Origin of the sequence: Shewanella sp. P1-14-1 (assembly GCF_001401775.1) — a bacterium.
Taxonomy (GTDB): Bacteria; Pseudomonadota; Gammaproteobacteria; order Enterobacterales; family Shewanellaceae; genus Shewanella; species Shewanella japonica.
In genome coordinates, this window is sequence record NZ_LKTL01000004.1 from 92435 (window position 1) to 114785 (window position 22351).

Genomic DNA, 22351 nt, shown 5'->3' on the forward strand with positions numbered 1-22351 from the left:
CATAGAATGGATCACGCTATTGTCAAAATGACAGTCATTTCATAGTGACATTGAAGTGCGAACGCTAGTGCAGAGCTGCTAATAACATTTAAGGATGACACAAAGTAAGCACGTCAGCCCATGATGACATTAACGGAGTAATAACCATCATACATTCGGTACTAAAACGGCTATTAACTGATAGGCTTGAAAGACGTTTGTCAGCTTCAACAATTTGTTTAATCACACTGTCCATGCTGACGAGTGCTAGCGTGATCGCTGAGCCTTTATCAACACCAGATATTGATGATATTGAATACCCAGTCGATATGCCTCCAAGTGCCGAAGAGATCACGCTTGGCAAGTACCTTTTCTTTGACCCACAGTTATCGGGAAACCACACCATTTCATGTGCAACCTGCCATAACCCAGATAACGGATTTGGTGACGGATTAAAATTAAGTGCAGGTCATGACGGCAAACCATTAACGCGACACACCCCTCCCTTATACAATTTAGCTTGGTCAAGCAGCCTATTTTGGGATGGACGAGCATCATCACTTGAACATCAAGTGCTTATGCCAATTTATAACCCTTCAGAAATGAATTTATCAGAGAAAGTTTTATTAAAAAGAATCGCTGAGAGCCAATTCTATCAATCAAAATTTAAACAAGTTTACCAGCAAACTGACATCACTCCTCATTTGATTAGCCAAGCTTTAGCGGCGTTTATGCGCGACATCATTACCAACAACTCTCCATTTGATGAATACCTCGCGGGAGCAGAAAACGCACTAAGTCCTCAAGCAAAAAACGGATTAGCTTTATTTGAAGGAAAAGCGAAATGTATTGAGTGTCATGACGGTGCAAATTTTACCGACGACAGTTTTCATAGTTTAGGTATTGCATTTGAGGATAAAGGCAGAGCCAATGTCATTAAAGATAACTCTCTGGCATACCGATTTAAAACACCGACTCTTCGCAATATCACCTTAACCGCGCCTTATATGCATGATGGATCGTTGCCTGATTTAGAGTCCGTAATGACTTTTTATAATGATGGCGGCGGCTCTGGTCCAAATAAAGACAAGCTAATGGAACCATTAAATCTGTCTCAATCAGAAATTCGTGACTTAATTGCTTTTTTATCAGCCTTAACTGATCCAGTTCTTATCGCGCGTCCGCCAAGCATGACACAGGCTCAGATATCACCCAATGAGATGCATAAGGGAGAAAACATATGGAAATGAACCCTTCAAAAACGGCAAAGACGAAATGCTTGTTAACTATTCTACTCGCCAATATGCTTGCCTTGCCAGCCGCTTTCGCGACTGAAATTACTGGCACAATATCATTTATAAAAAAGCCGCCAATGGTTGGAATTGTGTATGTGCCATCAAGCCAATCAGACCAATATGCGCCGGTAATCGATCAAGTTGATAAACAATTCACTAGCAAGATGGCTGTTGTTAATGCGGGTAACCTAGTGACCTTTAAAAATTCAGATGATGTTGAACACAACGTATTTGCCAATGACACAAGTCAATCCGCAAAATTTGATGTTGGATTAATGTCGCCTGGAGGAGAAAAGAAAATAAAAGTCGATTGGGATAAAAACAGTATCGTGAGAGTTGGCTGTAAAATTCACCCTAAAATGAGAACTTACCTAGCAGCAATAGATACGCCCTTTCATCAAATTCTTGAATTTCAAAAAGGGACACAAGAATATACCTTTAGCATCAAAAATGTGCCAGCAGACTCAAACAAAGTCGTCTTTAGCATTCCCAAATATGACTTACTTACCGTCGAGTTAACATCAGGTTCTATTTGGACAGCTGAGATTACCAAAAAAGGTAAAGTCCGTGGTCTTCTTACCATTAATCAAAAGTAGGCCGCCATGAAATCATATCAATTTATAAAGGTTTCCCTAATATTGTTGGCGCTTACCACTTCTACTTGGGTCGCTTCACAAACTGAAATAGCCAACACTCAAGCTTATCAAGTCGATATATTTAACTTCGATCACCAACTCATTCCTGATTCAGAAAATTATCAACAGCAATGGCGTAGACTGACAGGTTTTGAACACTCAGGTTTGCATTGGGAACAGTTCGTAGTGATTTACACTAATCATGGAGAACGTGCTTATCGCAATAACTTTCTAGAATTCAGTGCCTGGTTTGACGACCCAGAAGATGAAGATAACCAGCCTGAGTATTTCACTTATCCGGTTGGCACCATTTTTATTAAAGAAAATTATCAAATGCTTAATGGCAAACCTGCGGATCCCAAATCTATCACAGTAATGGTTAAGCACCCCCAAGGATACGACGCTGAAGGGGGAAACTGGGAGTACATGCAATTTTCAGTCAATGGGCAACAAATGCTCAAGGGGAGCCGTAAAGATAAAACGGTGAAGCAACAATGTGCTGGTTGTCACCAAAACGTTGCAGATAGAGACTTTATATTTTCAAATTTTTACAGTGGCACAAACTAACCCATGATGAATATGTTAACTCGATTTAGTCTCAAACAAAAAGCCATAGCAGCCACAATTGTTCTTGTCTTAGTGCTACTTTCTATCACGTTAGTTTCACTTGTGAGTTTTTCTTCAACCCAAGAAAGACTCACCAAGGTCACATCGCAATATCAACCTAAAATGCTCAGCGCAATGCAATTAACCTCGCATTTTTACCATAGCTTGAGTGTATTAGGGAATTACCTCATTGAGAAAGATGATTACAACATGAACCTATATAGGGAAAAGGTAAATGACATCAATTCCACATTAACTGAACTGGTTAACTTAACAAACTTAAATCCCGAACTGGATGATTCTGAACAACTATTACGAATTAGGCAGTTAGTAGACAAAATCATAACTCATAATATATCAATGCTAGAGTTAGCTCAAAATAACAATAAAAATATGCCTGCAATTGGGATTGCATCGTCAAAACTTGAGCCTATTGCCATCAATATGAATCAGATCGTTAATGACTTATTACTGGCAACTGCAATTAATGAACAGCAAAGCATCTTACCTTTGATTGAAGACCTTAGGTATAACTGGATAATGCTCGTCAGTGAAGTCAGAAACTACCTTGCCTTTAGGCAATTGCCAACCATAGATGAAATTGCGCTATTTAAAACAGGCGTTAATCAGTCATTTGAAGCATTAGAAATACGTCGCTATGAAATGGATGACGATCAACTCGACCTATTGGATGAATTCGAAGCAAATACCGCGGCGTATCAGGCTGCGCTTGTTCAAGCAATTAACATTCATGCAGGCAATAATTGGCGAGCTGATCGTCAATTAATGAAGCAGAACATCACACCAACACTCAAAGAGCTCACAAAAGAATTAGAGGTTCTCGTCACCAAGCAACAACGTCGAATACATGAAAGTAACCTCGCCTTGTCGAAGCAAATTAGTGAAGCGGAAAATACTATTCGTTTCTCAATACAAGTCGCGTTAGCGATTGCACTTTTGGTGATATTCTTATCTTTTAAAAATAAACGCTTATTGAGTGATATCTTAATTCATAAAGAAAGCGAGCGTAAACTGTTCCATAAAGCGCACCATGATACTTTAACAAAACTGGCCAATCGGGCATTTTTTGATGATCGATTATTTAAAATGTTTTTAGATCAAGAAACCCGTTCTAAACGCCGCTCAAAAAGAGAAAATAACCTTGAAATAAACAGTTACTTTTTTGGTTTACTGTATATCGACCTTGATGGTTTTAAAGCCGTAAACGACAATGTTGGCCATGATGCGGGTGACTTTATTTTAATTGAAGTTGCAAAAAGAATGAAAAATGTGGTGCGTAATTCAGACATTGTTTGTCGCCTTGGTGGTGATGAATTCGCTGTGTTACTTAATGACATTAATCATATTAATAGTATTGAGAAAATCTCTGAAAACTTATGCAAAACAATCAGTCAACCTTACCATTATAAAGAACAAGTATTAAACGTCAGTGCCAGTATTGGTTTTTCATATTCTAGACATCCGCAACTGCCATTACACAAAAAAGTTAAATTTAGGATGGAAGCAATCATTAAACAAGCTGATACGGCCATGTACCACGCTAAAGAGAATGGCAAAAACCAATACGCACAATTTAAATAAAGCCTGCTCTTATGATGTTAAGCTTCAACGAACGAATTTGCTTACGTCAACGGTTCTAGTCGAGGTTACCTCTTCTGGCACTATTCAATAAAATGTAATTTATTGAGGTTATACCTCGTTAATATGACTAAAAAATCAATTTTATTAAATAATCATGAATTTCACTCAAGTTTAGCAAACTATTTTTAAAATCCTCTTGTATCAACGCCAAAAATAAATATGATGAAATTATCTTATTTCATTGAATCTTAGAAAAGTTTCAACCTTAAATAAGTCCATTATCTAATGTGGTTATTGACCACTGAGATAAACGAGTTTGAATTACCGTTCAAACTTCACTTTTAGAACGATTACCGTCGTTGTAACAAGATACTGTTTACCCACAACGGTAACTTAAGAGGATTTAGCAATGGAAAAATTATCCGGCGCAAGTATGATTGTGCGCTCGTTAATCGATGAAGGCGTAAAACACATCTTTGGCTACCCTGGTGGCTCAGTTCTCGATATCTACGATGCACTGCATGAAATTGCAGGTGTCGAACACATCCTTGTAAGACACGAACAAGCCGCTGTACACATGGCTGATGGTTATGCCCGTGCCACGGGTGATGTTGGTGTTGTTCTTGTAACATCTGGTCCGGGGGCAACTAATGCCATTACCGGAATCGCTACTGCCTACATGGACTCCATTCCAATGGTGGTATTATCTGGTCAAGTTCATAGCAACTTGATTGGTAATGATGCATTCCAAGAATGTGACATGATTGGTATCTCACGCCCAATCGTTAAACACAGCTTTTTAGTGAAAGATCCTCAGGAAATCCCTGAGATCATTAAAAAAGCCTTTTATATAGCCTCAACAGGTCGACCAGGTCCTGTGGTGGTCGATTTACCAAAAGACTGCTTAAATCCTGAAATTTTACATGACTATGTTTATCCAGAAAGCATAAACATGCGCTCTTACAGCCCAACAACCGCAGGGCATAAAGGCCAGATCCGCCGAGGCTTACACGCCCTTCTCGCGGCTAAAAAACCCGTATTATATGTTGGCGGCGGCGCAATTATCTCTGAGTGCGACAAGCAAATTCTACAACTTGCTGAACGCCTCAATATTCCTGTTATTAATACCTTAATGGGATTAGGCGCATTTCCTGGAACTCACTCACAATGTTTAGGCATGTTAGGGATGCATGGTCGTTATGAAGCAAACATGGCGATGCATAATAGTGACTTAATATTTGGCATTGGGGTTCGTTTTGATGATCGGACAACCAATAACGTTGAAAAGTATTGCCCTAACGCAAAAATCTTACATATTGATATCGATCCATCATCGATTTCTAAAACGGTGCGTGTCGATATTCCCATTGTTGGTTCTGCTGAAAACATTCTCGACAGTATGCTCAACCTACTTGATGAAACACAAAAATCTAATGACGAAGAAGCCATTAACCAATGGTGGGAAGAAATCAATCAGTGGCGTCAACGAGATAGCTTAGCTTACGACAAGTCATCAGATAGAATTAAGCCTCAACAGGTCATTGAAACATTACATAAATTAACTGATGGCGATGCTTACGTCACATCAGATGTCGGCCAGCATCAAATGTTTGCGGCACTCTACTATCCATTTGATAAACCACGTCGTTGGATTAACTCAGGTGGTCTAGGCACCATGGGCTTTGGTTTACCTGCTGCTATGGGCGTTAAAATGGCGATGCCAGATGAAACCGTAGTTTGTGTCACTGGTGATGGCTCAATCCAAATGAACATTCAAGAGCTTTCAACAGCACTTCAATACGATACACCCGTAAAAATCATCAACCTAAATAACCGCTTTTTAGGTATGGTGAAACAATGGCAAGATATGATTTATTCAGGCCGTCATTCACATTCATACATGGACTCAGTGCCTAACTTCGCCAAGATTGCAGAAGCCTATGGTCATGTAGGTATGACTATTAGCGATCCAAATGAGCTTGAATCAAAATTAGCTGAAGCACTCGCAATGAAAGACAAACTTGTGTTTGTTGATATCAGTGTCGACGAAACAGAGCACGTTTACCCAATGCTAATTCGTGGTGAATCAATGAAAGATATGTGGTTAAGCAAAACGGAGAGAAGCTAATGCGTCGTATTATTTCTGTATTACTTGAAAACCAACCAGGTGCATTGTCTCGTGTGGTTGGCTTATTCTCTCAACGTGGCTACAACATTGAAAGTTTAACCGTGGCGCCGACAGAGGACACCACACTTTCTAGATTGAATATCACAGTCAATGCCGAAGCCAATGTTCATGAGCAAATTGAAAAACAACTGCATAAGCTCATTGATATATTAAAAGTATCCAACATTACTGAAAATGCGCATATTGAACGTGAGTTAGCATTAGTCAAAGTCAAAGCACAAGGTGAGCTGCGTGAAGAAGTGAAACGCACAGCTGATATCTTCCGCGGACAGATTGTTGATGTAACTTCAAGCTTATATACCATTCAAATGGCGGGTACCAGTGAGAAAATTGATGCTTTTATCAGTGCACTTGCCGAAGTCACTAAAGTCATTGAAGTTTCACGCTCAGGCGTTGTGGGTCTGGCACGCGGTGATAAGGCCATGAAAGCTTAATTGGCATTAGCCCAAAAACCAAAGGAGCCTAGTGCTCCTTTTTTATTACACCTATTTTTACACTGACCTCACTTCACTAGCCTAAGTTTTTCGCACTCTGGTATACTTACCGTCTATTCTTTAGTGCAGCAGTCATAAAGTCACTGTTGCGACAGTTAACTGTTGAACATTACCCGAGAAAATACATGCCATTTGCAAAACTGGGATTAAGCGATCCAATCACTAGTGCGTTGAATAAATTAGGCTATACCGAGCCTAGTCCTATTCAAGCTAAAGCCATTCCTGTTGCTCTATCGGGTAAGAATATCATTGCTGCAGCGCAAACAGGCACAGGTAAAACCGCTAGTTTTATTTTACCCATTTTAGAGCGCTTTAAAGCGGGTCAAAAAGTACGAGGGAAACGAGTTAAAGCTTTGGTACTGGCCCCAACGCGTGAACTTGTTGTGCAAGTTGAGCAAAATATCAAACTGTACAGTCAAAATTTATCCATCAATTCGATGGTGATGTATGGTGGCGTAGACAGTAAACAACAAAAGCAGCGTTTAATTGAAGGCATCGACATCTTAGTCGCCACTCCAGGCCGTTTACTTGATATGTATACCCAACGTGCTGTTAATTTTGATGAGTTAGAAGTTTTAGTCCTAGATGAAGCCGACAGAATGCTTGATATGGGCTTTATTGAAGATATTAACCGCATTATCGAACTTTTACCTGATGACCGCCAAAATATGTTGTTTTCGGCAACGCTTTCTAATCAAGTACGCGCTTTAGCGAAATCAGCGATGAAAAAACCAGTGCAAATATCAGTCGAAGCTGACACAGATGCACAGCCAAAAATCGAGCAATGGTTAACCACGGTTGATAAAGATAAAAAATCAGCATTGTTAAGCCATTTAATTAAAGAAAATGATTGGCAACAAGCCTTAATTTTTATCGAAACTAAACATGGTGCAGCAAAGCTTGTCACTCAACTCGAAAAGCGTGGCATTATTGCTGAATCATTCCATAGCGGTCGTAGCCAGCCAATCCGAGAACAAATTTTAGCGGACTTTAAAGCTGGCAAAATCAGCTATTTAATCGCAACGGGGGTCGCATCTCGAGGCATTGATATTGATGAACTACCGTTAGTGATTAACTACGACCTGCCATTTCCTGCTGACGACTATGTTCATCGCATTGGTCGTACGGGACGTGCTGGCGCAAAAGGCTTGGCTGTTTCTTTAGTCTCAAAGGATGACTTTAAAAATTTATGCGCTATTGAACGTCGTTTAGGCCATATCATCGAGCGTAAAGAAGTAGACGGCTTTGCACCTCGTAAAGAAGTGCCTATTTCAATTTTAGATTTTGTCCCTAAAAACCCTAAAATGCCAAACTCTTCCAAACCTAAGTCAGCAAACGCTGGGGCAAAAACAGAGGATGACAAACCACGCTTATCACGGGGTAAATCAGATAAGCCCAAGAACAATCATTACAATAAAAATAAAGCAAAGAAATTTAACCAAGAAGACAATAAAAAACCCTACGAGAATTCAAAAAGTAATGCTCGTAAACAGACAAGAGTTGACTCAGCACCTACATCTTCAGTCCCAAATGGCACTGGCGCAGTTAACCCTTGGAAGCAATAAGCACTTCGTTTGTATAGTGGTGTCAATACGATAAAGCCTGCGTTATATTTCGCAGGCTTTTTAGTTGTTGCGATTAAAGCAGCACTCAGACTACTTTTTTATATTAACTCGCCATGGCGGGTTAAGCCGATTTTCTCCAGCCCAATACAATTTAATTTTATTACCAGATGGGTCAAATAAAATCGCTTCGCGCCATAAATAGCCGGCATCCACAGGTAGCTGATAAAACTCAACCCCTTTCGTCAATAAATCATTAACCCATTCATCTAACGCTTCATGCTCAAAGTAAATGACACTGGAATTTACCGCATCATCCACTAACTGTGGTTTATCTTGCTTAAAAAGCGAAAATGTTGCGTCGCCGTCTGGACACATAAAACGAGCATAATGATTGCTGCTAACAATTTGAATAAAGCCCAGCGTCAGATAAAAATCGCAAGCAAGCGACAAATCATTCACAGGTAAAGTGACTTGGTTTAATCGCATAATGCCTCCATTTATTCGGCTTAGTATTGGTTTCTTTCACTCGGAATATCTGTTGTATATTGAACAAACTCAACTTCATAACCGTTGGGATCGTTATAATAAACACTGTCGTAGTTAGCATCTTTTCCACCAACGATAGCGATTTCAAACCCTGCTTTTTCCATTCTGTTTCGTAAACCTTCGAGATCTGACACCTCATAAGCAAAATGAGCGAGGCCGAGATCGTACCCTTCGATTGGCCTCATTGTTCCTTTACCGTTATCGTTAAGTGACAAATAGTTATTATCATCGCCAAAATGAATCCATTTACGCTGCACTCCATGCCATTCGCCCTCACCGCCACCACGAACAGTCCAATGCGGGAAAGCAGCTTGATAAAAAGCCAGCGTCTCAGTTAAATCATTCACCACTAAATTTAAATGTTCTAATCGCATAGTTTATTCCTTTAATGTTATTAATTAGTTTGTGTAAATTGCTTATTTCACATCGTTCTACTTGGCTTATTTCAGTGCCATTGTGTTGTGAAACAAAACGCGACTTTTGGCTATCACATTAGCAATGTCTCGTTGATTGGCTTTTAATGCTGCAGAGCTATCACCTCTATCCAGCACCTGATTGTTATTAGCTCTTTTATTGGCTTTATTTTTTACAACTTGATCCATCATTTGTTGATTGATTATCACCTGAATCATGCTTGCCTCCTTGTCTTGATATAAGGGCTAACTTGCTTGCTATATAAGATGAAGCTACTATAAAACCTCAACCTAAGTTGAGGTAAAGCGATATTTTGAGTTTTCGAAATATATTTTTGAAATCCACTTTTAATACCTTAAATTTCAGAACCTTAAACATAATAATGAAATTAGTAGCGAAGAGTTTGTAAAAGATATAAGGGATAACAGATGCTCAATGAAATGGATTTAAGTGTTGGTCAAGTAGCTAAGCGTTGTGGTGTTAGGGTATCTAGCCTTCACTTTTACGAAAAAAAAGGTTTGATTAAAAGCCTACGTAATCAAGGAAACCAGCGCCGATACCATCGAGACGTGATTAGAAGGATATCAGTGATTAAAGCAGCACAAAAAATGGGGGTGAGTTTACAAGAAATTAAACATGCATTTAGTTATTTACCCAATGAACGGACACCGAATAAAGATGATTGGGCTAAATTGTCTGAGTCATGGCACAAGCAGTTAACTCAACGGATTCATTATTTGACCGATTTAAGGGACTCTCTAAATGCTTGTATCGGTTGTGGTTGTCTATCTATGAAGTCTTGCCCTATTTACAACCCTGAAGACAATTTGGGTATTGACGGTGTTGGCTCAGTCATTCTTGATAAAGCCTTTAATGATGATTAACAGTCTGTAAATTTAAAACTCGACTTATACGTAAAAAGCCCAACAAGGAAATAGATTCTTGTTGGGCAAAACAATCAGGGAAGATGAAACTTGCGCATAAGTGCAATAGGGGAAAACTTATGCGCTAGGTTGTTGAAGTTTACTCACTATCAATAGTATTGTTTGCTGTGTTGATTTTAATCTTACGCGCTTTTAACGCTTCAGGTATTTCTCTTACTAAATCAATATTCAACAAACCATTTTCTAAATCTGCGCCAACAACATTTACATGATCTGCAAGCTGGAAAGTGCGCTCAAAACCACGCTCTGCAATACCTTGGTGTAAATATTTTCGTTCGTCATTGACGTTAGCAACCTTGTTGCCCTTAACCAATAACTTGTCACCTTCGCTTGTAATATCAAGCTCTTGCATACTAAAACCAGCAACAGCCATCGTGATACGGTAACGGTTTTCACCGAGCAATTCGATGTTGTAAGGAGGGTAACCAGTGTTACCATTTTGCACTGCAGCGTGCTCAGCCATTTTAGCTAAACGATCAAAACCAATCGCACTGCGGTATAGAGGAGTTAAATCGGGAGTTACATTAAATTTACGCATGTTCATATCCTTGTCTAAAGCAATATGTGAAAAAAATATGCCATTATTGGCGTTTATCACTACCCTTGCGGCGTAATGGCAGTTAGTACCTCTATTGAGCGTGCCTAACTTATAACTAGATATGAGAACGTTATTTTTGTTTTCAAGTAAACTTGATAAATTAATTTCATTTTTATTTTATAAATAAAACTTAATCATTAATATTCAACAACTTAAAAATTAATTTGTTTTATAAAAAAAGGCAACCTTACGGTTGCCTTTAACTATATTGAGTACTGCAGCGTCACTTTACAGCCATCAATAGTGGCTTAACTAAAGGTGAGTATTAATAAATACTGCACCCTAAACTGCTCTTAGACTGAACAAACTTAACTTCACCATTTGGCTCATAATCTTCAATATTAATTTGCTGTTGCGCCTTAATATAATCATAAAGCTCAATAGCATCCACGTAGCCTGCTTCTAAAATATTAATCTTAGGATAGTTATCACCGCCTGCGGCGCTAAAGCTTGGGATCGAGAAGGTATAAGTTTCGTTAATATCAAAAGGCTTGTTGTTTATGCTATGGATCTCAACATCTTGATCACGACATTTCACTGTCATATCAATACCATAAAACTGTGCATAAGCGCCGCTAGTGCGCGTATTGGACGCTACTTTTGATAAGTATTTAACCAGCTTTTCACCGGTCATTTCAGCAAAACCTATGGTATTTGAAAAAGGTTGTACCGTTAATACATCACGATATGCGACCTCGCCTGCTTGAATGGATGCCCTTACACCACCTGAATTCATAATGCCAAAATCAGCACGCACTTTTTCACTGTGCACTTTTGCAATCAAACGACCAAGGTTGGTTTGCTGAGAACGTACAACTTTACGCTCACCTTGCAATAAACCATTTACGCGACCAATAACAACATCGAGTTCAGCACTGCCTTTATCTTGGTAAGGTTTAAGCACAGCTTCAACTTCCGCATTTCGTTCAATTGGCTCAGCAACTGGCCAAGCTAACTTTTTACCAAAAGCCATACGCTTAAGGTTAATAGGAATTAATTGATAATCGACTAAATAAAGTTTGTCATTAATGTACTCAAAATCTGCACGGCCTACATAACGTCCCCACTCGTGAGCTTGCATTATATACGTGCCATTTTGCTTATCTGGGCGACATGAGTCCCCCGGCATAAAGCGTTTATCATACTCACTGTTGCGACCACTCATACACACAGGGTTTTGGGAGTGTCCACCGATAATCGCATCAAGCATGCCTTCTTCAAGCTCACGAGCCATAGTGACATCACCTGGTGCATTACTACCAAATTCGCCATTTTCATAATGGCCCATGTGCGTTGCAGCAAACACAAGATCGACTTTTTCATTTGCCTTTATTTGTGGAATAAGCTGCTTCATTTCTGCAATAGGATTAGTGAAGGTCAGCGTTTCGGTATGTAAAGGATTGGTCAACTTGGGGGTATCATCTGTCGTCAGGCCCACAACCGCAATATTCAAATCCCCCAAGGTAAACATCTTGTAAGGCTCAAAATAACGCTCTTGAGTATCTTTATGATAAATATTTGCCGCTAACATTGGAAAGTTAGCCAGCTTTGCTTGCTCATCTAAAACAGATAAAGGGTTATCAAATTCATGGTTACCAACGGCCATGGCATCGTAACCAATCATGTTCATACCAATAAAATCAGGTACTGCTTTTTGTAAATCAGATTCTGGTACACCGGTGTTAATATCACCGCCTGATAACACCAGTGTATGACCACCTTGCGCAGCCACTTCTTTACGAATACCGTCAATCACAGTAAATCGCGCAGCCATTCCTGCTTCGCCCGCTTTATTGTGCCAAAAGCGTCCGTGATTATCATTGGTATGTAGCACAGTAAATTTAGTACAGTTGTTATCGTCACATTGTGGCCGTTGTTCACAGCCCGATAAAGCCACCAACCCACTCGTGGCAATAAGTAACGGCAGTATTGTCTTACTCATTTTGGTTTTCAAAGCGGAAGCCAAAAACGTCGGAATCGTTTTTTTCATTATTTTATCCGTAAAGAGTCAGGTCTTTAGCACTATAAAGCGCAATCGTTTAAACCTTGGTATTAACAGTAAACGTATATTGATTACAAAATTCGCAGAATATAATAACAAATTACCATCAATTCATGTCAGTTTTTTTAAATCAAAACCTTAAATAACAAATATTTAGTTATATATTTTGAAGTAGATTATCTTTATTTAAGAACAACAATTAAAGTGACTATTACCCATTAAAAATAAAAAAAGCTTAAGCTAGCCAACTTATTTAAGTCGCTGCACTTAAGCCTTTTATTTAACGCTATTTATTACTCTAACTGATACTTCCGCTATAACAGAGGCATTATCTTTTTACTGAAACAACTAGTTAATTAATCGCCCTGTGATCCATTGGCCGATTTCAGTTAATTGTTCAGGAATAACACTGTGCGGCATAGGGAACGTTTTCCAAGTCGACGCATAACCGGCTTTATTTAACGCATCATAGGCCATCTTACCTGCAAACAAAGGGACGACCTCATCTTGCTCACCATGGTGTTGTAATAAAGGGGTTTGGCTATTTGATGGATGTAAACCTTCAGGTAACGCCTCGCCAGCAGGCAAATAACAAGACAGCGCCATAATGCCAGCTAATGTATGCTCAAAACGCAAACCAGTAAATAAACTCATCACGCCACCTTGGCTGAAGCCAGCCAAAACAATATTTTCAGCAGCAATACCCGACTCAATTTGTTCATTAATCAGCGCTTTAACCGATTTTTCTGATGCTAATACACCGTTAATATCTGCACGGTCATGTAAGTCCATACTTTTAATGTCATACCATGAGCGCATGATGTAACCACCGTTAATGGTTACGGGTTGTTCCGGAGCATGAGGAAAAACAAATCGAATACTGTGATCTTGTGGTAACCCTAATAAAGGCACCACTGGTGCAAAGCCAGCTCCCGAATCACCTAAGCCATGTAACCAAATGACACAAGCAGTGGCTGCAGTAGTAGGTTCAACAGTAATACGTTCAAGTGCAGTAGTTGCAGACGACATGATTTATTCCCTTTTAATTTTTAGCGGCTATCTTAACTTAAACAATCTAGTCCGTTAACCGGAAACTTAAGAATGAAAAACAAAAAAGGTAGCCTAAGCTACCTTTTTGATTAACTGCGTTTCTTTAAATAAAGGGCTGCTATCAGCACCTATTATTCAGCACAGCTTTTAACTAGCGTACCATCACGGTAAAAGTTTAATTGACCTTCTACTGGCGCATAATCTTCTGCTGATATCTCAGGATTAGCTACAAAGTACTCACGGAATACTGCAGCATCGGTTAACTGAGTATCAATGTAGTTAGGGTGTTGATTGATGATTGGGTAATCATCACCACCAGCAGCACTGAAATGAATCACAGAGAACGTATAGTTTTCTTGTTCATCAAATGCACGGCCACCTAATGAAGCGATATCAACAGTACCTTCAGTACATTGAACATCCATAGCAACATTATTCAATTGTGGGTAACCACCACCGGTTTTAACTGCTACGTTAGCTAAGTAATCTTTTACTTCACTGCCTGTCATTGTCACGTAAGCAACAAAGTTACCAAATGGTTGTACAGTTAATACGTCACGGTAAGAGATATCACCTTCAGCAATTGATGCGCGAATACCACCTGAATTCATCACACCAAAATCAGCTGTAACATTGAAGTTATTCGTCACAAATTCAGAGTAAGCAGTAGTAAGCAAGTTACCTAAGTTAGTTTGCTCAACACGCACCACTTCACGGTCGCCTTCTAACTTACCGTCAGTGTATGAAATCACGACATCAAGTAACTCTTGGCCACGTTCTTGATATGGTTTTAGCATATCGTAAACCGTTTGATCTTTCTCGATTTCTTCAGTGATAAAGACTAACTCACCGTTATCATCTTCTTCTTTCAAGTTAATTGGTATCAATGAGTAGTTGGCTAACGTTAGCTCACCGTCCATATATTCAAAGTCAGCGCGGCCTACGTATTTACCCCACTCATGTGCTTGCATGATGTAAGTGCCGTTTTGCTGATCAGGTTTACATTCATCACCTGGTGCAAAATCTGCGTACTCATCCCCTTCCATACATACTGGATTTTGAGAGTGACCACCGATAATCGCATGCAACTGCCCTTCTTCTACTGAGCGAGCTAGCATCACATCGCCTGGTGCCTCTGTACCGTGGTTGCCATCAGCATAGTGACCCATGTGTGTTACAGCGAACACCATGTCGACTTCTTCGTTAGCTTCAATTTCAGCTAATACTTTTGGCAGCTCAACTTGAGGATCTGTGAACGTTAAATCTTCAACGTTTTCAGGATTCACGATTTTAGGCGTATCTACAGTCGTAAAACCGATAATCGCAACTTTAAGGCCATTGATATCGAATACACGGTAAGGTTCAAAGTAACGCTCATCCGCATTTTTATCGTAAATGTTAGCCGCAAGCATTGGGAAGTTTGCTAAAGTAGATTGCATATCCAAAGTACTTAACGGGTTATCAAACTCATGGTTGCCGACCGCCATTGCGTCATAACCGAGTAAGTTCATCCCTACAAAGTCAGGAATCGCTTCTTGCATATCAGACTCTGGTACACCAGTGTTGATGTCACCACCTGATAATAAAATCGTTTCATCACCACGGCCTTCTACCTCTGCACGAATTTGGTCAATCACCGTTTTACGTGCTGCCATGCCATATTCGCCGTCGCTGTTTTCCCAAAAGCGACCATGGTTGTCGTTGGTATGAATAACCGTAAAGCTAGTACAAGCATCACCCGCTGCTTCACATGCTGTTTGGTCTTTATCGTCGTCGCTACTACAACCTGATAAGGCAGCAATCACTGCTGTTGCCACTAATCCTTTGTATAACGTATTTTTCATGATCTAACCCCTAATCAATATATTGTTATATTTACGAGCTACCCAGCTCTGATTGAATGGTATCAAACACTGACAAAGTAATATGTCATCCACATGACAAAACGTGACATTTAACTCAATAATAACAATATCTTACAAAGGGCACTACATCGAACTTAGCAACAATAACAATGCCGTAAATAAAAACCAGTTCCGAATTAAGAACATTAAAAAAACAAACCCGATAAACTGCTAATTTCATGAAGGTTTATACAAAACATCTGCTTGGTTCAATTATGCATAAACAAAAACGCACGCTTCAATGACCTATTAAACGTCAAAATTAGCAGATTGACATTTCAGTAAATTACGATAGCAATGGAACCGATTAACTTAACCCTTCTACAAAATCGATAGATAGGGTTATATTTTTGCGCTTATGCTCTACTTAATCGACCATTATACTCAATGATTCACTATCAATTTTAGGTGCGTAATATGGGGTTACTACAAAACGGTCAATGGGTCGATCAATGGTATGAAACTAAAGAAAACGGTGGAACATTTGTCAGAGAAGACGCCCAACTTAGAAACTGGATCACTCAAGATGGTTCGGCTGGCCCGACTGGTGAAGCAGGGTTTAAAGCGGAATCAAATCGTTACCATTTATACGTATCCCTTGCCTGTCCGTGGGCTCATCGCACCTTAATTTTTCTGCAATTAAAGCAATTGACAGATCATATCAGCGTTTCAGTGGTCGAGCCTCACATGCTCAGTAACGGATGGGAGTTTAGCGGCAAAAACCAATCACCTATGGCAAAAAGCATTAGCGGTGCAGTTTCTGACCCATTAATGCAAAAAGACTATTTATATCAAGTTTATCAAGAAGCTAAGCCCAATTATAACGGGCGTGTCACAGTGCCGCTGCTTTGGGATAAAAAACATAAAACCATTGTCAGTAATGAATCGTCTGAAATTATTCGTATGTTTAACAGTGCGTTTAATTTGATAACTGGCAATCAAGAAGATTATTACCCGCAGCGATTACGTAGTGAAATCGATACTATTAATGAACTGGTTTATCACAAGATTAACAATGGTGTTTATCGAGCAGGTTTTGCCACGACACAGCAAGCGTATCATGATGCCGTGTTCCCGCTGTTTGATGCTTTAGACACGTTAGAGAAACGCCTTACGACACAACGCTATTTGACTGGTTCAACAATCACCGAAGCCGACTGGCGACTATTTACCACCTTGATCCGTTTTGATAGTGTCTATGTAGGTCATTTTAAAACCAATTTGCGTACTATTGAATCCTACCCACAATTATCAGGATATTTACGAGACTTATACCAACAACCTGGTATTGCAGCAACCGTCAATCAAGAACATATAAAGCAGCACTATTACTATAGCCACCAGCATATTAATCCCACCCAAGTTGTGCCAGCCGGGCCTATCATTGACTATATGACGCCACATTTTCGTGATGAGTTAAATAATACGCTAGAAAATAAGCGATAAAAAATGCAGCAAGCCAGTTGCTGCTTATGGGTTTTTCTCGTCGATTAAATGATTAAAAACCACTTATTCAGAAACAATAGATTCAGGGGGCATTTATTCAAGGGGTTTTTATTCAGGAGCCATTTACTCAGGAGCCATTTACTCAGGAGCCATTTACTCAGAAGCCATTTATTCAGGAGCCATTTATTCAGGAGCTATGCCCAGAACCTCAATGGTTTCGTAAAACTGCTGATTATTATCAAGCTGAATACTCCAGCGCACAGCGCCAGCATCAGCGATAATAAGTAAACGTTCAGCAATGCATTTGATGTCATCAACCATAGCGGTCAATACGACCTTGCTGACATTTAAACGACATTGTATTTCAAATGGGGTGACGACTAATTTACCTTGAGAAAACTCAATAATCATTTATACAATCCAATCTCTACCAGCAAAATACTGGAAATAAAAATCCCAAGTGATTAACTCACTTGGGATTGGCATTAATGCTCTATTAAAGCATTAGCTCGGCGTTGATATTGTGTAGATTAGTGCTGATGACCGCCTTCACCATGTGAATGGCCATGAGCAATCTCTTCATCGGTGGCTTCACGGATATCAACCACTTCAATGTCAAAAGTTAATTCACGGCCTGATAGAGGATGATTGGTATCAATCGTCGCCATAAACTTACCCACTTTAACAACTGTGACTTGGCGTTGACCTTGCTCAGTGTTTACAATCGCAGGCATGCCCGCTTTCCAGACTTTCGCACCTTGTAAATGCTTAACCGACACTCGCTGCTCAGCCGATTCCATACGTTCACCATAGGTATCTGCTGCAGGCGGTGTCACGCTGAATTTCGCGCCAGCTTCTTTGCCAGCAATGGCATCTTCAATACCCGGCATCATGTTGTCATGGCCATGTAAATAAGCGATTGGCGAACCACCTTCGTTGGTTTCAATTACTTCGCCTTGTTCATCGCGTAATGTGTAGTTAAAGCGCACTACCATATTATCTTGAGCTGTCATCGAATATCCTTAATTCACTTCGATTTCAATAGTTGCCGCAGCTTAACAAATCGACTAACAAGCTGCCAGCAAAAAGCCGATGTTAATCGGCTTTGGTAGTGATTTAGCGATTATCTGGTAATCAAACAACACGACTCATGACTTTTTGATACCTATCTTGCTTATCGCTCACTTCGCTGCGTTACTGACCGTTATATGGACTCTGGGTTATTGGTTACCAATATCCATTCCCAATGCGGCAAAGGTTTTCTCATCAGGAAAACCATCAGCAATTAAATTTTTGCTGCGCTGAAATGCCTGTACACCAGCAATTGAATTACGCCCCAGCACACCGTCTGGTTTACCCACATCAAAACCAAGTTCATTTAATTTGGCTTGCATTACTTTAATATCACTACGATTGAACATACCATGCTCTGGCGCACTAACATGTAAAGGGGCAGCGCCATTGATACGATCTGCCAAATGACCGACTGCAATGGCATAAAACTCTGAACGATTCCAACGCATAATCACATCAAAATTGTCATAGCCTAAAAACGCAGGCCCTGTATGACCAGATGGAACATACAAAGAGGCTTTCATGTCAGGAGTTGATAACGGCTTGCCGCTAGTTTGGGTGATATTCAATGCAGCCCACTGGGTTAAAGGCTGTGAGTGTTTTCGTCCAAGATATTGATAATCATAATTCTCGGGCAAGGTCACTTCTCGACCCCAGCGCTCGTTAGCTTTCCAACCTAATTGCTGTAAAAAGTTCGCCGCTGACGTTAATGCATCTGCGGTGCTGTTCCATAAATCCACTTTACCATCGCCATCGCCATCTACAGCATATTTGGCATAGTTTGTCGGCATAAATTGGGTATGCCCCATAGCGCCAGCCCATGAGCCAACCATGGTCGCATCGTCAAAGTTATACTTTTCTTTTAATTTTAATGCTTGCATTAATTCATTAGTAAAGTAGTCACTGCGTCGTGGATCGCACGCTAATGTTGCTAGCGAATTGAGCACCGACATTTTACCTTTATAGCCGCCAAAGTTAGTTTCTAACCCCCAGAACGAAATAATGTATTGCCCAGGAACGCCATACTCTTTAGTTAACTTGTTAAGTAATTCACGGTTTTCAGCCAGTAACCGACGACCTTCTTTTACACGCCAATCAGTTACGCGTTTATTAAAGTAATTACCAAAGGTTTGACTAAATTCTGGTTGCTGGTTATCAAGCTCAATAACACGAGGAATAAACTTCAGGTTAGCCACGCTAGTATTGATAGTTTGCTCAGACAAACCCTCACTGCGTGCTGTTACTTTGAGTTTATCGACACATTGGGAAAAATCGTCAACAGCTGCAATAGATTGAAGACTAACAAAACAGCTAGAAAAGAATAACGCTGACTTTAAAACGGAAGAATACTGTGAACTCACCATAAATGAATACTTCTACAAATAATGACTGTCCACATCGTGACTGATAGCGATACAGGAAACAAGAGCCTATACGGCTTAAATATCGAAATTATGTGTTTATCTGGTTAATTAAGCTTCATGTTTCATCAGCTTTTGTCACATTAGATTAATAGTGTTTTGTATTGAATAGAGTTACCGTATAATCGACACGTTAATTGAATTCATCAAAGAGACTAATCATGATTGAACAAACCCCTGCTGTTGCAAGCTTTATTGAGAACGTTAAAGAACACCAAGTCCTTTGGGGCTTAGCCGATGAAACGGGCGAAGGTTGGGTTGTCTGTGACTCTTCTGAATTTGAAGAAACTGATGTGATGCCATTATGGTCAACTGAAGCACAAGCTGCTGGCCACTGTACTGAAGAATGGGCAGACTATAAAGCGGTACAAATCAGTTTAAATGAGTTTTTAGAGTATTGGGTTGGCGACTTAAATGAAGACGGCGTATTAGTCGGTATTGATTGGGTTGCTAACGAAGATTGTGTAGAAGTTGACCCTATCGTCCTTGCTAAAGAGCTTGTAGACGTAGAAGCGGAATAAGCACTGCGCTGTTAACAGCCACATAATACAAAGCTGCTAGATGTCATCGCAAACCTGTGATGCTTGGCAGCTTTTTTATATAACGTCATGTCATATAGGCCAGTAGTGAATCATTTACCTCCTTTAGTCGACATTCCTTTTGATCTCAGACATCAATGTTGGTTTTGTGCAGAGCCATGCAATGATGTGTTCAGCTATTATGCAAAACCAAGCACGCCACATCCTTCGCTAACGCTACCCGCATGCACTGAATGCAGTCGGCTTGCTAAAAAGCAGCTCTTAACGTCGATCTGGGATTGCCGTGATGCCGTTAAAGACGATTTAATGAAGATTTACCACAAAGACTTGGCCATTGGTATTAATTGGACTGAAGAAGAGCTAGCAGAGTCTGGGTTTGACTGCCGTATTTTATCAGGCTTTAAAGAAAGTGCGTGGATGATGTATCAAATAGCCAAAGGACGCATCAACGCCAAAGGTTGGCCGTTAGTACTTAATGGTATTGATATTGAGCAAGGCTACCAACCCCAGTTTGAATTTGACGGACTTAGTTTTAATTCATTAAATAAAGCCATTACTCATTACTGCGACACACTGTCATTGAATAAGCATTTACTTTGCGAACTCCTCAACATTGTCGGCAAAGAGAAATTTGCTTACGCTATCAGGTTATGCCGCATGAACATTGGTATTACCCGTGAGCATCAAAAGCTATTGTTACAACAAGTTAAAGAAGAGTTTGAACAATAATCTTGCTTGAATCCAGTGGCAAAAATAAAGGCTAATCAACAATGATTAGCCTTTATTTTTTGACATTTTTAATAGTTTGCGTTTTAAATCGTTAACTCTCTCATTGTTACTTTAATTATCTAATTCCGATAATCATTTACTCAATAAGGTCTTTAATCGTTTTTGCACAACATCAACTAATAAATCAGGTTGGAATTTTGAAATAAACTCATCACAGCCCACTTTTTCAACCATTGCATGGTTAAAGCTACCACTGAGAGAAGTGTTTAAAGTGATATATAAGGCGCTCATTTTCTCATCAGCGCGAATTTCTGAGGTAAGCTTATAACCGTCCATTTCAGGCATTTCCGCATCAGTTATTATCATCAAAAACTCAGTAGTGACATCAATGCCTTCTGCAGTTAACTTTTGTAAATAGTGTAACGCTTGCAAGCCATCCGACGCTTCAATAATTTCAATACCTAACTGACTTAATGTGTCTCTGACTTGTTTTCTTGCCGTAGAGGAATCATCAACAATAAGCACTTTTTTACCCGGCATATGCTCTGCAAGTTGTTCATCTAATACGCCATCTGACAAACTAATATCGTAATCAATAATTTCAGCAAGCACCTTTTCGACATCAATGATAGACACCAATCGCTCAACATCATTCTCGGTTAACTTGGTTATTGCAGTGAGGTAGTTGTTCGCGCCCGCTGACTTTGGCGGCGGCATAATGTCGCTCCAGGTCATATTAACGATATGCTCAACTTTGCCTACTAAAAAGCCCTGCACACTGCGATTATATTCGGTAATAATTAGGTTACAATCTTCAGATACAGGCATCGGGCTAAACCCAATCGCTCCTCGCAGATTTATCACAGGTATCGACATACCACGTATGTTGGCTACGCCACTAATATTGCTATTACTACCTGGTAAGGCACTGAGCGTTGGTAACTTAACGACTTCTTTGACTTTAAAGACATTAATTGCGAATAATTGAGTTGCGCTTATTTTGAACAGTAGTAATTCCAACCGGTTCTCACCCACTAGCTGGGTGCGTTGATCTACAGTATCAAGAACTTTCTTCATTATTATTTCTCAGTTAACTCAACATCGGCTTCACGTAAATTATAAAATGATTTACATCAAAAAACTGCTGACTTCATCGTAATTACTCAGTGTTTTGCAGAAAAACATACCAATTTGCATGTAAATTAAACAATCACATTTTGAATAAGATCTTATCGGCCAAAATCGACGTATCATTAGTTTAAATTACTGAAGTCTTTGGCTGACATCAGAAAAAGCCCCTTGCTACAGACATAAAGGAAA

General features: G+C 39.7%; 23 protein-coding genes. 11 read left to right on the plus strand and 12 right to left on the minus strand.

All coding sequences use genetic code 11. The features are described 5' to 3' along the window. Nucleotides 1-88 precede the first annotated feature (88 nt). A complete protein-coding gene (locus tag AN944_RS21610; RefSeq protein WP_156669076.1) occupies nt 89-226 on the minus strand; it encodes a hypothetical protein in 138 nt (45 codons plus the stop codon). 25 nt (nt 227-251) lie between these two features. Here AN944_RS21610 and AN944_RS03810 point away from each other — a divergent pair, with 25 nt between their 5' ends. The 7 genes from AN944_RS03810 to AN944_RS03840 all read left to right on the plus strand — a co-directional run bounded on the left by AN944_RS03810 (nt 252) and on the right by AN944_RS03840 (nt 8364). Beyond that, on the plus strand, nt 252-1229 hold the full coding sequence (locus tag AN944_RS03810) for a cytochrome-c peroxidase (protein ID WP_160319074.1): 978 nt from the start codon (nt 252-254) through the stop codon (nt 1227-1229). Continuing rightward, complete coding sequence (locus AN944_RS03815) at nt 1220-1870, plus strand: hypothetical protein (RefSeq protein ID WP_055023269.1); 651 nt, start codon at nt 1220-1222, stop codon at nt 1868-1870. Before AN944_RS03810 ends, AN944_RS03815 begins: the two co-directional genes overlap by 10 nt. Before the next feature lie 6 nt (nt 1871-1876). Next, nucleotides 1877-2476, plus strand: coding sequence for a cytochrome P460 family protein (locus tag AN944_RS03820; RefSeq protein ID WP_082419883.1), 600 nt, complete (start codon nt 1877-1879; stop codon nt 2474-2476). A gap of 3 nt (nt 2477-2479) precedes the next feature. Then, a complete protein-coding gene (locus AN944_RS03825) occupies nt 2480-4117 on the plus strand; it encodes a GGDEF domain-containing protein (protein ID WP_055023271.1) in 1638 nt (545 codons plus the stop codon). Between the two features lie 409 nt (nt 4118-4526). Further along, on the plus strand, nt 4527-6245 hold the full coding sequence (locus tag AN944_RS03830; protein WP_055023272.1) for an acetolactate synthase 3 large subunit: 1719 nt from the start codon (nt 4527-4529) through the stop codon (nt 6243-6245). Further along, complete coding sequence (gene ilvN, locus AN944_RS03835) at nt 6245-6739, plus strand: acetolactate synthase small subunit (RefSeq protein ID WP_055023273.1); 495 nt, start codon at nt 6245-6247, stop codon at nt 6737-6739. Before AN944_RS03830 ends, ilvN begins: the two co-directional genes overlap by 1 nt. A gap of 185 nt (nt 6740-6924) precedes the next feature. Further along, nucleotides 6925-8364 (plus strand): DEAD/DEAH box helicase, encoded by a 1440-nt coding sequence (locus tag AN944_RS03840; protein WP_055023274.1) that lies wholly within the window; start codon nt 6925-6927, stop codon nt 8362-8364. A 90-nt stretch (nt 8365-8454) separates the two neighbouring features. On the opposite strand, the gene AN944_RS03845 is transcribed toward AN944_RS03840, so the two are convergent. The 3 genes from AN944_RS03845 to AN944_RS03855 form a co-directional block, all read right to left on the minus strand. Next, nucleotides 8455-8850 carry a VOC family protein gene (locus tag AN944_RS03845; protein ID WP_055023275.1) on the minus strand — a complete coding sequence of 132 codons (396 nt, stop codon included), beginning with the start codon at nt 8848-8850 and terminating at the stop codon, nt 8455-8457. A 20-nt stretch (nt 8851-8870) separates the two neighbouring features. Continuing rightward, nucleotides 8871-9284, minus strand: coding sequence for a VOC family protein (locus AN944_RS03850; RefSeq protein ID WP_055023276.1), 414 nt, complete (start codon nt 9282-9284; stop codon nt 8871-8873). Between the two features lie 66 nt (nt 9285-9350). Then, entirely contained in the window at nt 9351-9542 is a 192-nt protein-coding gene (locus AN944_RS03855; protein WP_055023277.1) for a hypothetical protein, read from the minus strand. A gap of 210 nt (nt 9543-9752) precedes the next feature. Here AN944_RS03855 and soxR point away from each other — a divergent pair, with 210 nt between their 5' ends. Further along, nucleotides 9753-10208: a redox-sensitive transcriptional activator SoxR gene (gene soxR / locus AN944_RS03860; RefSeq protein WP_055023278.1), complete on the plus strand. Its 456-nt coding sequence runs from the start codon at nt 9753-9755 to the stop codon at nt 10206-10208. A gap of 139 nt (nt 10209-10347) precedes the next feature. On the opposite strand, the gene AN944_RS03865 is transcribed toward soxR, so the two are convergent. From AN944_RS03865 to ushA (AN944_RS03880), 4 genes are all read right to left on the minus strand, one after another. Continuing rightward, entirely contained in the window at nt 10348-10806 is a 459-nt protein-coding gene (locus AN944_RS03865; RefSeq protein ID WP_055023279.1) for an Hsp20 family protein, read from the minus strand. Nucleotides 10807-11131: 325 nt separating this feature from the next. After that, nucleotides 11132-12808, minus strand: coding sequence for a bifunctional UDP-sugar hydrolase/5'-nucleotidase UshA (ushA, locus tag AN944_RS03870; RefSeq protein ID WP_055023417.1), 1677 nt, complete (start codon nt 12806-12808; stop codon nt 11132-11134). A gap of 408 nt (nt 12809-13216) precedes the next feature. After that, nucleotides 13217-13897, minus strand: coding sequence for an alpha/beta hydrolase (locus AN944_RS03875; protein ID WP_055023280.1), 681 nt, complete (start codon nt 13895-13897; stop codon nt 13217-13219). A 152-nt stretch (nt 13898-14049) separates the two neighbouring features. Next, on the minus strand, nt 14050-15762 hold the full coding sequence (ushA, locus tag AN944_RS03880; protein ID WP_055023281.1) for a bifunctional UDP-sugar hydrolase/5'-nucleotidase UshA: 1713 nt from the start codon (nt 15760-15762) through the stop codon (nt 14050-14052). 477 nt (nt 15763-16239) lie between these two features. Here ushA (AN944_RS03880) and AN944_RS03885 point away from each other — a divergent pair, with 477 nt between their 5' ends. After that, nucleotides 16240-17268 (plus strand): glutathione S-transferase family protein, encoded by a 1029-nt coding sequence (locus AN944_RS03885; RefSeq protein ID WP_055023282.1) that lies wholly within the window; start codon nt 16240-16242, stop codon nt 17266-17268. 183 nt (nt 17269-17451) lie between these two features. Here the strand turns inward: AN944_RS03885 and AN944_RS03890 are convergent, their stop codons facing one another. The 3 genes from AN944_RS03890 to AN944_RS03900 form a co-directional block, all read right to left on the minus strand. Beyond that, nucleotides 17452-17679, minus strand: a complete 228-nt coding sequence (locus AN944_RS03890) for a DUF3389 family protein (protein ID WP_055023283.1) — start codon at nt 17677-17679, stop codon at nt 17452-17454. Between the two features lie 119 nt (nt 17680-17798). Then, a complete protein-coding gene (locus AN944_RS03895) occupies nt 17799-18281 on the minus strand; it encodes a peptidylprolyl isomerase (RefSeq protein WP_055023284.1) in 483 nt (160 codons plus the stop codon). A 207-nt stretch (nt 18282-18488) separates the two neighbouring features. Beyond that, nucleotides 18489-19706, minus strand: a complete 1218-nt coding sequence (locus AN944_RS03900) for a lytic murein transglycosylase (RefSeq protein ID WP_055023285.1) — start codon at nt 19704-19706, stop codon at nt 18489-18491. 218 nt (nt 19707-19924) lie between these two features. On the opposite strand from AN944_RS03900, the gene AN944_RS03905 reads away from it, so the two are divergent. Together AN944_RS03905 and AN944_RS03910 are read left to right on the plus strand one after the other, a co-directional pair. Beyond that, nucleotides 19925-20284, plus strand: a complete 360-nt coding sequence (locus AN944_RS03905; RefSeq protein WP_055023286.1) for a DUF2750 domain-containing protein — start codon at nt 19925-19927, stop codon at nt 20282-20284. Nucleotides 20285-20389: 105 nt separating this feature from the next. After that, nucleotides 20390-21031: a hypothetical protein gene (locus AN944_RS03910; protein WP_235530845.1), complete on the plus strand. Its 642-nt coding sequence runs from the start codon at nt 20390-20392 to the stop codon at nt 21029-21031. A gap of 132 nt (nt 21032-21163) precedes the next feature. On the opposite strand, the gene AN944_RS03915 is transcribed toward AN944_RS03910, so the two are convergent. Continuing rightward, nucleotides 21164-22108: a chemotaxis protein CheV gene (locus AN944_RS03915; RefSeq protein WP_055023288.1), complete on the minus strand. Its 945-nt coding sequence runs from the start codon at nt 22106-22108 to the stop codon at nt 21164-21166. Nucleotides 22109-22351 lie beyond the last annotated feature (243 nt).